Annotated in this window: 14 protein-coding genes; 9 read left to right on the top strand and 5 right to left on the bottom strand. The window is 70.9% G+C overall.

Features of this window, described 5'->3' with window-relative positions:
• Positions 1-38: 38 nt before the first annotated feature.
• Together ACHWVH_RS14285 and ACHWVH_RS14280 are read right to left on the bottom strand one after the other, a co-directional pair.
• Complete coding sequence (locus ACHWVH_RS14285; protein ID WP_295928823.1) at positions 39-392, bottom strand: hypothetical protein; 354 nt, start codon at positions 390-392, stop codon at positions 39-41.
• A gap of 275 nt (positions 393-667) precedes the next feature.
• A complete protein-coding gene (locus ACHWVH_RS14280) occupies positions 668-1,132 on the bottom strand; it encodes a hypothetical protein (RefSeq protein ID WP_017908506.1) in 465 nt (154 codons plus the stop codon).
• A 172-nt stretch (positions 1,133-1,304) separates the two neighbouring features.
• On the opposite strand from ACHWVH_RS14280, the gene ACHWVH_RS14275 reads away from it, so the two are divergent.
• Positions 1,305-1,553 carry a hypothetical protein gene (locus ACHWVH_RS14275; RefSeq protein WP_010340624.1) on the top strand — a complete coding sequence of 83 codons (249 nt, stop codon included), beginning with the start codon at positions 1,305-1,307 and terminating at the stop codon, positions 1,551-1,553.
• A 207-nt stretch (positions 1,554-1,760) separates the two neighbouring features.
• The gene (hemB, locus tag ACHWVH_RS14270; protein ID WP_152181559.1) at positions 1,761-2,753 is read left to right on the top strand and encodes a porphobilinogen synthase; all 993 of its coding nucleotides are present in this window, start codon (positions 1,761-1,763) and stop codon (positions 2,751-2,753) included.
• Between the two features lie 273 nt (positions 2,754-3,026).
• Here hemB and ACHWVH_RS14265 read toward each other — a convergent pair whose 3' ends face one another.
• Positions 3,027-4,016 (bottom strand): NAD-dependent epimerase/dehydratase family protein, encoded by a 990-nt coding sequence (locus ACHWVH_RS14265; protein WP_394687429.1) that lies wholly within the window; start codon positions 4,014-4,016, stop codon positions 3,027-3,029.
• Between the two features lie 91 nt (positions 4,017-4,107).
• On the opposite strand from ACHWVH_RS14265, the gene ACHWVH_RS14260 reads away from it, so the two are divergent.
• The gene (locus tag ACHWVH_RS14260) at positions 4,108-4,995 is read left to right on the top strand and encodes a LysR family transcriptional regulator (protein WP_295928829.1); all 888 of its coding nucleotides are present in this window, start codon (positions 4,108-4,110) and stop codon (positions 4,993-4,995) included.
• Positions 4,996-5,112: 117 nt separating this feature from the next.
• Here the strand turns inward: ACHWVH_RS14260 and ACHWVH_RS14255 are convergent, their stop codons facing one another.
• Positions 5,113-5,868: a DNA/RNA non-specific endonuclease gene (locus ACHWVH_RS14255; RefSeq protein WP_048491289.1), complete on the bottom strand. Its 756-nt coding sequence runs from the start codon at positions 5,866-5,868 to the stop codon at positions 5,113-5,115.
• 200 nt (positions 5,869-6,068) lie between these two features.
• Between ACHWVH_RS14255 and ACHWVH_RS14250 the strand changes: the two genes are divergently transcribed.
• A complete protein-coding gene (locus ACHWVH_RS14250; protein ID WP_394687437.1) occupies positions 6,069-8,576 on the top strand; it encodes a PepSY domain-containing protein in 2,508 nt (835 codons plus the stop codon).
• 270 nt (positions 8,577-8,846) lie between these two features.
• On the opposite strand, the gene ACHWVH_RS14245 is transcribed toward ACHWVH_RS14250, so the two are convergent.
• A complete protein-coding gene (locus ACHWVH_RS14245; RefSeq protein WP_394687428.1) occupies positions 8,847-9,737 on the bottom strand; it encodes a TolB family protein in 891 nt (296 codons plus the stop codon).
• 52 nt (positions 9,738-9,789) lie between these two features.
• On the opposite strand from ACHWVH_RS14245, the gene aroE reads away from it, so the two are divergent.
• The 5 genes from aroE (at position 9,790) to dinG (ending at position 14,092) form a co-directional block, all read left to right on the top strand.
• A complete protein-coding gene (aroE, locus tag ACHWVH_RS14240; protein WP_267100105.1) occupies positions 9,790-10,638 on the top strand; it encodes a shikimate dehydrogenase in 849 nt (282 codons plus the stop codon).
• A gap of 37 nt (positions 10,639-10,675) precedes the next feature.
• Positions 10,676-11,020: a hypothetical protein gene (locus ACHWVH_RS14235; protein ID WP_152236827.1), complete on the top strand. Its 345-nt coding sequence runs from the start codon at positions 10,676-10,678 to the stop codon at positions 11,018-11,020.
• A 130-nt stretch (positions 11,021-11,150) separates the two neighbouring features.
• The gene (locus ACHWVH_RS14230; RefSeq protein ID WP_267112586.1) at positions 11,151-11,495 is read left to right on the top strand and encodes a hypothetical protein; all 345 of its coding nucleotides are present in this window, start codon (positions 11,151-11,153) and stop codon (positions 11,493-11,495) included.
• A 43-nt stretch (positions 11,496-11,538) separates the two neighbouring features.
• Complete coding sequence (locus ACHWVH_RS14225; protein WP_295928837.1) at positions 11,539-11,895, top strand: hypothetical protein; 357 nt, start codon at positions 11,539-11,541, stop codon at positions 11,893-11,895.
• A gap of 67 nt (positions 11,896-11,962) precedes the next feature.
• Entirely contained in the window at positions 11,963-14,092 is a 2,130-nt protein-coding gene (gene dinG / locus ACHWVH_RS14220) for an ATP-dependent DNA helicase DinG (protein WP_394687427.1), read from the top strand.
• Positions 14,093-14,192: the final 100 nt, after the last annotated feature.

The following is a 14,192-nucleotide window of genomic DNA, read 5'->3' as shown; positions in this document are numbered from 1 at the left end:
CGCTGCCGGGATGCACCGTTGGCGGCTGCACGCCGCCATCAGTGAGTGATTGGGTCGTTTTCCGGCCGCTGCCGTCCCGTCCAATCGCTGGCCTTGCCGCCGCCTACCTGGCAGATGCGCTGGCGCTCCCACCATGCGTTGTACGCAATGACGGACCACCCTTTGCAGTATTTGGTGCCGACGACCGTGGGGTAGGGGCAGTAGGGTGGAACCGGTGCCCATCCGCTGCCGGCACCTACGGGTCTCCAATGTCTGTTGGGCGATTTGCAGCCCTGCGTACAGAACACGAACGGATCGTTGGAACGGCAAGACAGATCCTCATAGACCTGCTGTGCGCCCGCGACGCCCTGAAATCCCAGGAACGCAACCAGAATCCATATCCACTGTTTCATCGCACTTCCCTCTGTCGAAAGCGGTCCATCCCAGACGTTCGGACCAAACGTGTCGCTACGTGGCGAGCGGCATCCCGAACCCGCACCCTTGAAGGGGTCCAGTCGATTCTGCCTGCAAATAGCTTAGCAAGGGTTTCAGCGGCGGAGGGTGCTCGCTGCCGGGCCAATCTGCTGGCCCGGGGGACCCGGACGATTCGTTTCGGGGGAGCGGTGCATGTGCCAGAGCCGGCGCATCGACAGGGCAGGTCAGCGGTTGCCGACCGACCTGACTCGATTCAGCGAGCGGGGGGCGGCGCAGGCTGCGGTCCAGCTGCCGCTGGCGCCTGCGCCCCCGGCGGCACCCAGATCGCCATGCCGGCGGCACGCTTCTGCGTGGTGGGGATGCCGATGCCCAGGCCGCCGCCGACGTGGCCGCCGTAGCTGCCCGCGCCGACCGACAGGCCGCCGCCGGAGCGCTGCGAGCCCACGCCCATCAGCACCACGCCGTTGGCGCCGAGCTTGGCCGCGTCGCGCTTGAGCCGGTCCACCGCCGCGTCGGTCTGGCCCTGGGTGCCGAAGCCGGCCGCGCTGGAGGCTTCGAGCTGGGCGATATCCACCGCCCCCGGCGGCGGCGCGGAGTAGATCTGCACCAGTGCCGGGTCGATCGGCGGGCGCGCCGCGCCGACCATGACCTTCGAGGAACTGGCGCAGCCGGCCAGGGCCAGCAGCAGCGCCAGCGGCAACAGCGGTCGGATGTTCATGGCCTTACCCCCGTGTTCGGATCTCACGCGATCATAGGCGGGCCGGGTGAATCGTGCCGAACCCGCCGCTGTCGCACCCTCGCAGGGCCGCCGTGATCCCCGTGCCAAGAGTTGGGTTGCCTGGCGTTCGCCGCGCGCTATGGTGCAGGCTCGCATTCGCACGGAGGCCGGCATGGGCCTGATCAGTCTGCTGTGGGGCATCGTGGCGTTGCTGTGGATGATCCTGGCCTTCATCCCGCTGCTCGGCTGGGGCAACTGGTTCCTGATCCCGTTCGCCGCGGTCGGCGCGCTGATCGCCGCGATCGGGCTGCTGTTCACCGCGGCGCCCAACCGCGGCCGCGCCAAGACCGGCCTGATGCTCAATGCGCTGGTGATCGTGGTCGGGGTGATCCGGTTGAGCCTGGGCGGCGGGGTGATCTGACCTGCGTGCCGGGCGACCGGCATGCTGTGTTGCAGCATGTCGCGCTGCGCACCGCGCCGGCGGGAGTAACATGCCCAGCCGACGGCGGCCTGCGCACGGGCCGCCCTGCGTTCACGCCGGTGCCGGCGGCGCGGCCTGCGGTGCCTGGCGGCATCGGCCGCGCGACTGGCGCGGCCTCCCAACATCCGCCCACCCAGGAGCCTGCACGTGGCCCATCCCCACTATCGCCCCCGGCGCATGCGCCGCGATGCCTTTTCGCGCCGCCTGATGCGCGAACACACCCTCACCGTCGACGACCTGATCTGGCCGGTGTTCGTGCACGACGTGCCCGGGCGCACCCCGATCGCGTCCATGCCGGGCGTGGAGCGGCTGTCGATCGAAGAACTGCTGAAAGAGGCCGAGGCCGCGCTGGAACTGGGCATCCCGGTGATCGACCTGTTCCCGGTGATCGACCCGGCCGGCAAGTCGCTGGACGCGGCCGAGGCCTGGAACCCGGACGGCCTGGCGCAACGCGCGGTGCGCGCGCTGAAGATGCGCTTCCCGGAGCTGGGCGTGATGACCGACGTGGCGCTGGATCCGTACACCAGCCACGGCCAGGACGGCATCATCGACGACCGCGGCTACGTGCTCAACGACATCACCGTCGAGGCGCTGGTGCGGCAATCGCTGTCGCATGCGCAGGCCGGCGTGGACATCGTCTCGCCCTCGGACATGATGGACGGACGCATCGGCGCGATCCGCCGCGCGCTGGATGCCGACGAACATCTGCACGTGCGCATCATGGCCTACTCGGCCAAGTACGCCTCGGCGTTCTACGGCCCATTCCGCGAGGCGGTGGGCAGCGCCGGCAACCTCGGCAAGGCCGACAAGACCACCTACCAGATGGACCCGGCCAACGGCGACGAGGCCCTGCGCGAGATCGCGCTGGACCTGGAAGAAGGTGCGGACATGGTGATGGTCAAGCCCGGCATGCCCTACCTGGACGTGGTGCGGCGGGTGAAGGACGAATTCCGCGTGCCCACCTTCGCCTACCAGGTCAGCGGCGAGTACGCGATGCTCAAGGCGGCGATCGGCAACGGCTGGCTGGACGAGCGCGCCTGCGTGCTGGAGTCGCTGATGGCGTTCAAGCGCGCCGGCGCCGACGGCGTGCTGACCTACTTCGCGCCGCAGGTGGCGCGCTGGCTGCGCGAGGCGCGCTGAGCCGGCGTCCGCTTGTTGGAGGCGCCTCCGTTGCGACGCCGTTCTCGGGAAGGCCCTGTCGCGACTGAAGGGCACCTCCAGCAACGGCGAAGGCCATTGGGAGGAGCGGTTCAAGCCACTCCTGCCATCGAGACAGCACATCATGCCGAGCCGCGGCAATGATGCGTCATTCGAGGTGCCCTGAAGTCGCTCCTGTACAGGCGGCGATCTTGCGATCCATTTGCGTGGATCTTCGTAGGCGCGGCGTCAGCCGCGCCTACGTATACATCGGCGTCATGTCGATGGTGTCGCCGCCGGCAGACAGCCCAGCCCCTGCAGCGTCGCCTCCACCGCCACGTCCAGCGGCGTATGCGGTTCTTCGCCGAGCACTTCCAGCAGCCGCGCATTGCGCATGCGCAGCGGGTGCCGCCACAGCGGGCGCATCTCGTGCAGTTCGCGCGCCAGCGGCCAGAACGGCTGGGCCAGGGTCAGCAGCGGCCACGGAAAGCGGCGCGTGCGCGGCGGCGCCAGGCCAAGGCGCTGCGCCACCCGCGCGATCGCGGCGGCCATCTGTGTGCCGTCGGCGTCCCAGTGCCCGTCCATGTGCAGGCGGGCGAACGCCGGCAGACGCTCGCGCCGCTGCAGCAGCGCCAGCATGGTCCGCGCCACGTCCGGCACATAGGCCCACTGGTGGCCCACGCCCGGGTCGCCCGGCAGGGTCACCGTCGTGACCGGCCGTCCTGGGCGCACCAGCCCCTGCGCGAACCAGCTGTTGCCCACGCGCGGGCCGAAGAAGTCGCCAGCGCGCACCACGATGGCGCGCGCGCCTCGTGCGGTCGCGGCCTGCAGGCGCCGCTCCAGTTCCACCCGGATCGCGCCCTTGCGCGTGACCGGGGCCTGCGGCGCGTCTTCGTCCGGCGCCGGATAGGCGTCCGGGCCGTAGTTGTAGACCGTGCCCGGCAGGACCACGGTGGCACGCTCGGCGATCGCTGCGGCCACGGTGTTGTCGATCATCGGCAGCACCAGCTCCGACCAGCGCCGGTAGCCAGGCGGGTTCACCGCATGCACGATCACCGCGCAGCCCCGGGCCGCCTGTAGCACGTCCGCCCGTTGCAGCGCATCGCCGCGGAGCCAGTGGATGCCGTCGCGCTCCGCGCTGGGGTGGGCGAGGCCGCGCTGCAGGGCGCGCACCTGCCAGCCGGCGTCGCGCAACTGCCGCGCCAGTTCGCCGCCGATGCCGCCGCTGGCGCCCAGCACCAGGGCCGTGGAAGAAGAAGAGGACATGGCAGCGCTCCGTCGGGGTCGGCGCTCAGTCTCGGTGCGGGTGCCGCAGAAGAAAATTGGCGAAGAACGCCGACCAGCTATACATTTCTGTATGGACAATACGATCGGCTGGGAACTCTACCGCTCCTTCCTGGCGGTGCTGGAGGAGGGCTCGTTGTCGGCGGCGGCACGCGCGCTGGGGCTGACCCAGCCCACGGTCGGCCGTCACGTGGCGGCGCTGGAACAGGCGCTGGCGGTGCCGCTGTTCGTGCGCTCGCAGACCGGCCTGCTGCCCACCGATGCCGCCCTGGCCTTGCGCGGGCATGCGCAGGCGATGGGCAGCCTGGCCGCGTCGCTGCAGCGCGCGGCGGGCCGCCACGGCGATGCGGTGCGCGGCACGGTGCGCATCGCCGCCAGCGAGGTGATCGGCGCGGAAGTGCTGCCGCCGGTGCTGGCGGCCTTGCGCCGCGCGCATCCGCAGCTGCGGCTGGAACTGGTGTTGAGCAACCGGGTGCAGGACCTGCTGCACCGCGAGGCCGACGTGGCGGTACGCATGACCCGGCCCACCCAGGACGTGCTGGTCGCGCGCCGCGTCGGCGAGGTGGCAGTGGCGCTGTTCGCGCACCAGGACTACGTGGACCGGCATGGTCTGCCGCAGTCACTGGAGGAACTGCCGCAGCACGCGCTGATCGGTTTCGATACGGAAACGCCGTTCCTGCGCGCCGCCCGCAGTGCGCTGCCGCCGTGGCGGCGCGAGGCGTTCGCGTTGCGCGCCGATAGCGACCTGGCGCAACTGGCCTTGCTGCGCGCCGGCTGCGGCATCGGTTTCTGCCAGGTTGCCCTGGCGCGTCGCACGCCGGCGCTGCTGCCGGTGCTGCCGCAGCAGGTGCGCGTCGGCCTGGAGAGCTGGATCGTGATGCACCAGGACGTGCGCGGCAGCGCCGCCTGCAGTGCCGTGTTCGCGGCCTTGGTCGAGGCGATGACCGCGCACACCGCCTGAGGGGCGTGCGCTTGCGGTGGCGGCCGGCTGGCGCGCACGCGCCTCCGGCCGCCCCCAACCCGGGCAGGGAATCAGGACGCTTTTACCAATCCCGACTCCCCACTCCCGAATCCCCGCTTACGGCAGCGTCAGCGCGATCGGGTTGGCCTTCATGCTGGCGCTGATCGCCGGGAACGGATCCACGCCGGACATGGTGATGACGTCGTTGATCGACACCACGTCGCAGTTGATGGTGCTGTCGTTGACGCACATGTAGGCGGCCGCGCCGTTGCCCGGTTCGTACACCGCCTTCCACACGTAGTTCGGGATCTGCACGTTGTCGGCGCCGATGCTGCTGCGCGTGCCGCTGTCGAAGGCCGGGCCGGTGACCACGTAGACCTCGCCGCGCTGCTTGGCCAGCTGACGCACCTGCTCTTCGATCCGCGCCCACTCGCCGGTGTTGAGCTTGTGGTCCTGCGGGACCACGTTGGCCATCGAGAAGGTTTCCTTCTCCGAGCTGGTGGTCGAGGCGTCGCCGGCCGGGGTCATGTGGCCGCGGTCGAAGCCGGAGTTGGTGTAGTCCGAGGTGTGCGAGCGGTCGGCGGCCGGGATGCCGGTCTCGTCGTGGAAGGAGCCGACGCGGCCGATCGATTCGGCGCCGGCGACCTGCTGGTCGGTGATGTGCTCGGCCGAGTACAGCGGACCCTTGGTCACGCCGGAGGCCATCAGCACGTATTCGGTATGGCAGACCTCGGTGGTGCGGCTGGTGATCGACGCGTCGAGCGTCGGCGCCTTGCCGCCGGCGTAGAGCGTGGGACAGCTGGTGGCGGCGCTTGCCGCCTGGGCGGCGAACAGCGCAAGCAGGGCAAGACAACCGCGCAGGGAGACGGACATTGCAGGAACCTCGGCTGGTCAGGGGAGGTGAAGAAACTGGCGAGATTCGATGTCTGTCGGGTGACCGCTGGATGTGCCGCAAATGGCAACTGCGCCGTGGGTCACGCTTGGCGGTAGACGCCGCGCGGCGACGGATCAATCGCATGCGATAAGCGTTCTCATTTACAATGCGCGACCGCCCTGTCCCGCACTGCGCCGACGTGATCAAGTCCTTGTTGTTCCAGCTGCACTGGCTGCTCGGCATCAGCGCCGGGCTGGTGCTGTCGGTGATGGGCCTGAGCGGGGCCACGCTCGCCTTCGAGGACGAGATCGTGCGCCTGGCCAATCCGCCGCTGGCCGCCATCGCCGCGCGTCATGCCGCCGGCGAGCAGCCGCTGCCGCTGGCCGAACTGGCGCGGCGCCTGGACCTGGAAGGGGCGCACCGCAGCAACCGCGTGTTGATCGATCCGACCGGCACGCGGCCGTCCGCGGTGCGCCTGCCGGGCCGCGACGCCGGCCGCCTGTACTTCGACCCCTACACCGGCGCGGTGCTGCCGGCGCCGCGCCTGGATGGGTTCTTCTCCTTCGTCGAAGACCTGCACCGGCGCCTGGCCGCCGGCGAGCGCGGCAAGGCGGTCACCGGCGTTTGCGCCTTCGTGCTGATCTTCTTCTGCCTGTCCGGCCTGTACCTGCGCTGGCCGCGGCGCTGGTGGAGCTGGCGCGCCTGGTGGGCGGTGGAGTGGAACCGGCAGGGGCGCAGCTTCCTGTGGAGCCTGCACTCGGTGATCGGCACCTGGTGTCTGCTGGTGTACCTGCTGATCGCCGCGACCGGGCTGTACTGGTCCTACGACTGGTACCGGCAGGGGCTGGTGGCGATGCTCGGCGGCGATGCCGCACCCAAGGAGAAGGAAGGCGGCCGCGGCGGGAAGCCACCGGCGGTGGACTACGCGCGGCTGCAGGCGGCCCTCGCCACCGTGCCGGCCGCGCAGCGCGCCTACCTGGACCTGCGCCTGCCCGGCCGCAGCGGCCAGCCGATCGTGGCCCGCTACCTGCCGCCCGATCCGGCGCACGACCGTGCCTACGACAGCGTGGAGGTCGATCCGGCCAGCGGCCGCGTCCTGCGCCACCTGGAATATCGCCAGCAACCGCTGGGCCGGCGCCTGCTGACCAGCATGTTCGCGCTGCACAGCGGCAGCTTCTTCGGCCTGCCCGGGCGCGTGGCGATGCTGCTGGCGAGCCTGTGCATGTCGCTGTTCTTCGTCACCGGCTGGATGCTGTACCTGGACCGCCGGCGCAAGAAGCGCGCATTGCGCGCCGCGCGCCGCGCGCTGCCGGGGCTGGTCGGCGATGCCGCCGGCGCCTGGCTGGTGGGCTTTGCCAGCCAGAGCGGCCTGGCCGAGCGCCTGGCCTGGCAGACCGCCGCGCAATTGCAGGCCGCCGGGCTGGCGGTGGAGGTGCGTTCGCTGGCGCAGCTGGACCTGGCCCAGCTACGCGGCAGCCAGCGCGCGCTGTTCGTGGTCAGCACCTTCGGCGACGGCGAACCGCCGGACGCGGCGCGCGGCTTCGTGCGCCGCGTGCTGCGCCAGGCGCAGGCCCTGCCGGAGCTGCGCTACGCCATGCTCGGCCTGGGCGATCGCCAGTACCCGCAGTTCTGCGGCTTCTCGCGGGAGGTGCAGCACTGGCTGGACGCGCAGGGCGCACAGGCGCTGTTCCCGCCGCTGGAAGTGGACAACGCCGATCCGCAGGCACTGGCGCAGTGGCAATGGCAACTGTCCGCGCTCACCGGCGTGGCGGCGTCGGCGCCGGTGCTGCAGGCGCCGGAGCCGCTGGACTGGCGCCTGACCAATCGCGTCCTGCTCAATCCCGGCAGCGCCGGCGCACCGGTGTGGCGTATCGACCTCGTGCCGCCGCCGCAGGCGCACTGGCATGCCGGCGACATCCTGGAAGTTCAGCCCTGCCATGCGGCCGACGCGATCCGCACCTGGCTCGCCGCACAGGCGCTGGACGCGGAACAGGCGGTACAGGCCGATGGCCTGCGGCAGCCGCTGTGGCAGGCGCTGGCGTCACGCGCGCTGACGCCGCCAACGCCGGGCGACGACCTGCAGGCCTGGCTGGACGCGCTGCCGACCCTGCCGCTGCGCGAATACTCGATTGCTTCGGTGCCGGCCGACGGGCTGCTGCAACTGGTGGTGCGCCTGACCCTGCGCGACGACGGCCGCCCCGGCGTGGGCGCCGGCTGGCTGTGCCAGCATGCGCCGGTGGGCGCGGTGCTGCGCGCGCAGGTGCGCGCCAACCCCGGGTTCCGCCGGCATGGCGATGCGCCCATGCTGCTGATCGGCAACGGCACCGGTATCGCCGGCCTGCGCAGCCTGCTGCGCGAGGCCGCGCAGGCCGGTGTGCAGGGGCACTGGCTGTTGTTCGGCGAACGCAATGCCGCGCACGATGCGCTGTTCGGCGACGAGCTGCGCGCCTGGCGCGACGCCGGCCATCTGCAGCGCCTGGATCTGCTGTTCTCGCGCGACCAGGCGCACAAGCGCTACGTGCAGGACGGGTTGCGCGAGTCTGCCGACGCGGTTCGCGACTGGGTGGCGCGTGGCGCCACCGTGTACGTCTGCGGCAGCCTCGCCGGCATGGCGCGCGGCGTGGATACGGCGTTGCGCGAGATCCTGGGCGAGGACGCGCTCGATGCGCTCAGCGCGGATGGACGCTATCGACGCGATGTGTATTGAGGCGATGCGCCGATCGCAGTGCGATCCAGGGTCTTCTTGCGTGCCAGCCCCGATCGTCGCTGCGCATCATGATGCTGGGCTGAGGACGGTGGCAGCCATTTCAGGGAGCCTCTGATCCGAGCGGGATGCGCGCGTGTAGCGACCCGGGCGATGCGTCCGAGTGCCATGCGTCGGGACTGAAGTCCCTCCCACAACGGCCTTCTGGTCCCGCTTGTTGTGTGTCGGCGCGGCAGCAGACCGGCATCTGCCTCGCGTCGCCGCGCAATCCGCTTACCTGCAGTCGCCGCTACCGGTGGCGGCCGGTGCCTTGATCCGGTACAGGTCGCGCTTGCCGGCCTTCGGCGCGCGGGCGCTGCCGGACAGCAGCAGTTCGCTGGGCTTGGACGCATCCAGCACGGCGCCGGCGGTGTGGCCGTCGCTGCCGTTGAACGATAGCGACAGCGGCTGCGGATCCACGTAGCGGCCGCCGGCGCATTGCGCCAGCAGCACCTGGCTGCTCGTACCGCCATGGGCACGCGCGAACAGCAGCGCACGGCCGTCGCCCAGCCACGCCGCATCGGTCTCGTCGTCGGCGCTGTTGACCCCGGCCAACGCCTGCGGTGCTGCGAACGCCTGGCCCTCCTGGCGTGCCACGAACAGGTCCAGGCCACCGGCGCCGCCATGGCCGTCGCTGGCGAACAGCAGCCGCGTGCCGTCCAGCGACAGGGTCGGCGCACGCTCGTTGCCCGGCGAATTCACCGCCGCGCCCAGGTTCTGCGGCGCGCCGTAGCCGCCGTCGGCCAGTACCGGCGCGCGGTACAGGTCGCTGCCGCCATGGCCGCCGGGGCGATCCGAGGCGAAGTACAGCCAGCGCCCATCGGCGCTGAAGAACGGGTCGCTGTCCAGGCTCGGCGAGTTCACGGGCGCCGGCAGCGGTTGCGGGTCGCGCCAGCGGCCGTTGCGCAGCACGGCCTGCCACAGGTCTCCTCCGCCGGGCCCGCCGGCGCGGTCGGGACTGGCCCAGACGATGCGCTGGCCGTCGGGCGCGACGCTGGCGCGGGTCTCGTCGGCGGCGGTCGATACCACACCCATGCCCTCGATGCCGAATTCGGAAAGCGCGAACGCACACGGCGCGCAGAGTAAACTCGCGGCCAGCGCGAGCGGCAGGACAGGGGTCCGCATGAGGGATTCCATGGAATGTCGCCGCCAGTCTAAAACAACCAACGAGCGCTCCATGCCCAACTCCCGTTTTGCCGTGTTCGGCCATCCCGTCGCCCATTCGCTGTCGCCGCACATCCATGCCGCCTTCGCCAAGCAGACCGGCATCGCCCTGCAGTACGAGGCGATCGACGTCCAGGCCGACGGGTTCGCCGCGGCGCTGGCCGCCTTCGCCGCCGCCGGCGGTGTCGGCGCCAACGTGACCCTGCCGCTGAAGGAAGCCGCGTTCGCCCACAGCGTGGTGCACAGCGCACGCGCGCAGTCGGCCGGTGCGGTCAACACCCTCAGCTTCCGCGACGGCCAGTGGCATGGCGACAACACCGACGGCGCCGGCCTGGTGCGCGACCTGACCGGCCGCAACGGCCTGGACCTGCGCGGCCGCCGTGCGCTGCTGCTGGGCGCCGGCGGCGCCGCGCGCGGCGTGGCGCCGGCGCTGCTGGAGGCCGGCGTACAGCAACTGGTGGTGGTCAACCGTGCGCCGGAACGCGCCGACGCGCTGGTCGATGCGCTGGGCGAGCCGTCGCGCGCGATCTCGCGCTACTGGGAGGACCTGCGCGAGCTGGGCGATTTCGAGCTGATCGTCAATGCCACCACCATCGGCCGCGACCCGGCCGCCAGCTTCACCCTGCCGCTGTCGCTGATCAACAGCATGACCCTGGCGGTGGACCTGAACTACGGCGAGGTGGCGATCGCGTTCCTGGCCTGGGCGCGCGCGGCGCACTGCCGCGACACCGTGGATGGCCTGGGCATGCTGGTGGAACAGGCCGCCGAGAGCTTCGAGGCCTGGCACGGCGTGCGCCCGGACACCGACCCGGTGTACGCCGCGCTGCGCGAGCGCGATGCCGTGCTGGTCAGCGCCGACTGAAACACTTCGCCTCCACCCTCTATCCGGGAATAAACGCATGGACGAATCATTGATGCTGCAGGTGCTGACGCGACTGCTCACGCAGTTGCCGCTCGCGCTGGTCTATGTGGTTGGACTGGCGCTGCTGTTCACGCGCCGTCCCGGCCGTGCGCGCACCTTGGGAATCTGCGGGCTGGCGGTCCTGCTGCTGGCCCTGGGCTTGGGGCTGGCGTTGTGGTTCGTGCCGATGTGGTTGATTTCCCAAGGCCATAGTTACTCGTCGATCTCGAGCTTGTTGGGCATCGTCAATGGCGCGGTCGCCTTGATCTTCGCGGTGGGCATGCTGCTGGTGGTGCTGGCGTTGCGCTTCGCCATGCCGCCGCGCGTCGCAAACCCGCGCTGATGGCGTCGCGGCGACCCGCGTCCAGGGAGATCGTGCTGCGAGAACCGCAGGGACGCCCGGGCCGCGCCTATGGCGTGGTCCTGGTCGGCGCCGATCGCCCCGTTCGCTGCCCATCAAGAGGAGACCCCGCGTGGACTCTGTCGCCGTGAACTATCTCTTGCTCACCGCGCTGTTCCAGTTCCCGATCCTGGCGATGTCTGCGGTCGGGCTGGGGTTGCTGGCCACGCGCGGCCCTGGCCGGCCGCGTACCCTCGGCTTGTGGGGGTTGGGAGTGCTGGTGCTGGTCGTGGTACTAACGACGGGCATGTCGTTGTTGCCGGCGTGGCTGATGTCGCGCGCGGCGAACGCGACCGAATCCAACCTGTGGATGGTCACGTCGGAGGCGATCGTCGCGCTGCTGACTGCAGTGAGCGCGCTGTTGCTGGTGCTGGCGTTGTGGTTCGCCCTGCCGGCGCGGCGGGCGCCATCGCACTGAAGAACAAGGGCGTGCGTCGTCCAGGGAGGCGAGGATGTTGGCGATGAGCGTGCACCCGGTGTTGGACATGAGCGTGCTGACCGGCGGGCTCGGCCTGCTGGCGCGGCTGTTGCTGCCGCTGATCGCGTTGCTGCTGCTCCCGCGGCTGGCGCCGGGCCGCGCACGCACGCTGGCGCGGCTCGGGCTGACGGTGCTGCTGATGGGCGCGATCCTGCCGCGCCTGTTGAACGCGGTGCTGGGCTGGGTGGAACTGATGACGCCCCAGTTCCGCGGCACCCATCCGGACGCCTATGCGCTGGTGCATCTGCTGGACGATGCGCTGTACGTGGTCGGGCTGGGCCTGCTGCTGCGCGCGCTGTGGCTGGCGCTGCCGCGCAAGGCCGCGCCGCCGCAGCCGTAACGCGGCGCGCAGCGCCGTTCATTTCCCGCGTTTCAGTCCTTGCGACGGGACGTGAGAAAATGCCGGGATGACCGATTCCGCTTCGCCGTCGACGCCGCCCGCGTCCGGCCCGTCCCCGCGTCAGCTCACCGAACCGGTCAAGCTGGCGATCCGCGATGCCTACGCCAAGCTGCAGGCCAATACGCCGGGCTTTCGCGTGCGCCGCGCGCAGAGCCAGATGATCGGCGTGGTCTCGCGCGCGCTGGGCACCTCCGGCGGCGTCGGCGTGGCCGAGGCGCCCACCGGCGTCGGCAAGAGCCTGGGCTATCTGACCGCCGGCGTGCCGATCGCGCTGGCGAGCAAGAAGAAACTGGTGATCAGCACCGGCACGGTGGCGCTGCAGTCGCAGCTGGTCGAGCGCGACATCCCGGCCTTCCTCAAGGCCACCGGGCTGGAGGCCACGGTGGCGCTGGCCAAGGGCCGCACCCGTTACCTGTGCACGCGCAACGTCGCCGAGCTGCATGGCGAGGCCGCGCAGGACAGCATGTTCGAGGACGAGGCGCCGCTGTACGACCGCCCATTGAGCCCGGCCGAGGCCGAGCAGGCGCGGGCGTTGGCCAAGGCCTACGCCGACCGGACCTGGAACGGCGACCTGGATGCCACGCCGGAGCCGGTGCCGCCGTCGCTGCGTGCGCGCATCACCACCAATGCGGCCGGCTGCGCCGGGCGCCGCTGTTCGTTCGCGGTGCAGTGTCCGGTGCTGAAGGCGCGCAGCGAGGTGCGCGATGCGCAGATCGTGGTCACCAACCACGCCCTGCTGCTGTCGGCGCTGTCGCTGGGCGACAGCGACAACGGCCAGCCGCTGATCGCGCCGCCGTCGGACATGCTGCTGGTGCTCGACGAAGGCCACCACATCGCCGGCGTCGCCATCGACCAGGGCGCGGCGAACCTGCCGCTGGACGAGATGGCGCGGCGCACCGGCCGCCTGCAGGCGCTGGTCGGCGCCGCCTACCGGCTCGCCGACAAGGACCGCATCGGCAATCAGCTGCCCAACGAAGCGGTCGAACTGGCCGCGCGGGTGGCCAAGGGCCTGAAGGCATTCCGCGCCGAGATCGAACGGGTGTGGGTGCCGGAGCCGGGCCAGGACGAACCGATGTGGCGCGCGCCCAACGGCCGCCTGCCCGAGGACTGGAAGCCGCTGATCGATGCGCAGGCGCAGGACACCGGGGCGCTGCTGAACTGGGTGCAGGCCGCGCACCAGATGGCGGCCAAGTCCAAGCAGGAGGATGCGGCCAAGGAACGCCTGCAGCGCAACCTGGGCATGGCCCTGGAGATGGTCGAGCAGCAGTACGCGCTGTGGCTGGGCTGGCGCCGCGAGGACCAGGACGGGCAGCCGCCGATGGCGCGCTGGATCACCGCCTCGCGCGATGCCGATCTGATCTGCCATTGCTCGCCGGTGTCGGCCGCGCAGGTGCTGCGCTCGCTGCTGTGGAGCGAGGTGGACGCGGCGGTGCTGACCTCGGCCACGCTCACCGGCGGCGGCGACTTCCAAGCGCTGGCGATCGACAACGGCCTGCCCGCGCATGCGGAGATGGTGTCGCTGTCCTCGCCGTTCGATCTGCCCAACCAGGCCGAGCTGATCGTGCCGGCGTTCCCGGTGGCGCCGGACGACCGCGAGGGCCATCCGCGCGAAGTGGCACGCTACCTGGTGCGCGAACTGGACTGGGGCAAGGGCTCGATCGTGCTGTTCACCTCGCGCTGGAAGATGCTCAAGGTGGCCGACCTGCTGCCGCTCGCGCAGCGCAACCGCGTGCTGGTGCAGGGCGAGGGCTCCAAGTCGCAGATGATCGGCGAGCACATGCGCCGCATCGGCGCCGGCGAAGGCTCGGTGCTGTTCGGCCTCAATTCCTTCGGCGAGGGCCTGGACCTGCCGGGCGAGGCCTGCACCACGGTGGTCATCACCCAGGTGCCGTTCGCGGTGCCCACCGATCCGCAGACCGCCACGCTCGGCGAATGGTTCGAGAGCCGCGGCCTCAACGCCTTCAACCTGATCGCGGTGCCGCACGCGCTGCGCACCCTGACCCAGTTCGCCGGCCGCCTGATCCGCACCGCCGACGACCACGGCCGCGTGATCATTCTCGATTCGCGGCTGCTGACCAAGCGCTACGGCAAGCGCATCATCGACGCGCTGCCGCCGTTCAAGCGGGTGATCGGCTAGGTGATGTGACGTCGGTTGGGTTGTCGATGTGACGCCGTTTGCCGAGCTGGCATCGCACTGAGGGCAACGGCGTGCGGTCGCCGCCGCGGCGCGGACAGGC

The sequence above is a fragment of the uncultured Xanthomonas sp. genome (assembly GCF_964278005.1).
GTDB classification, from domain to species: Bacteria; Pseudomonadota; Gammaproteobacteria; order Xanthomonadales; family Xanthomonadaceae; genus Xanthomonas_A; species Xanthomonas_A sontii.
This window is presented reverse-complemented; position numbering and strand designations above follow the sequence as displayed.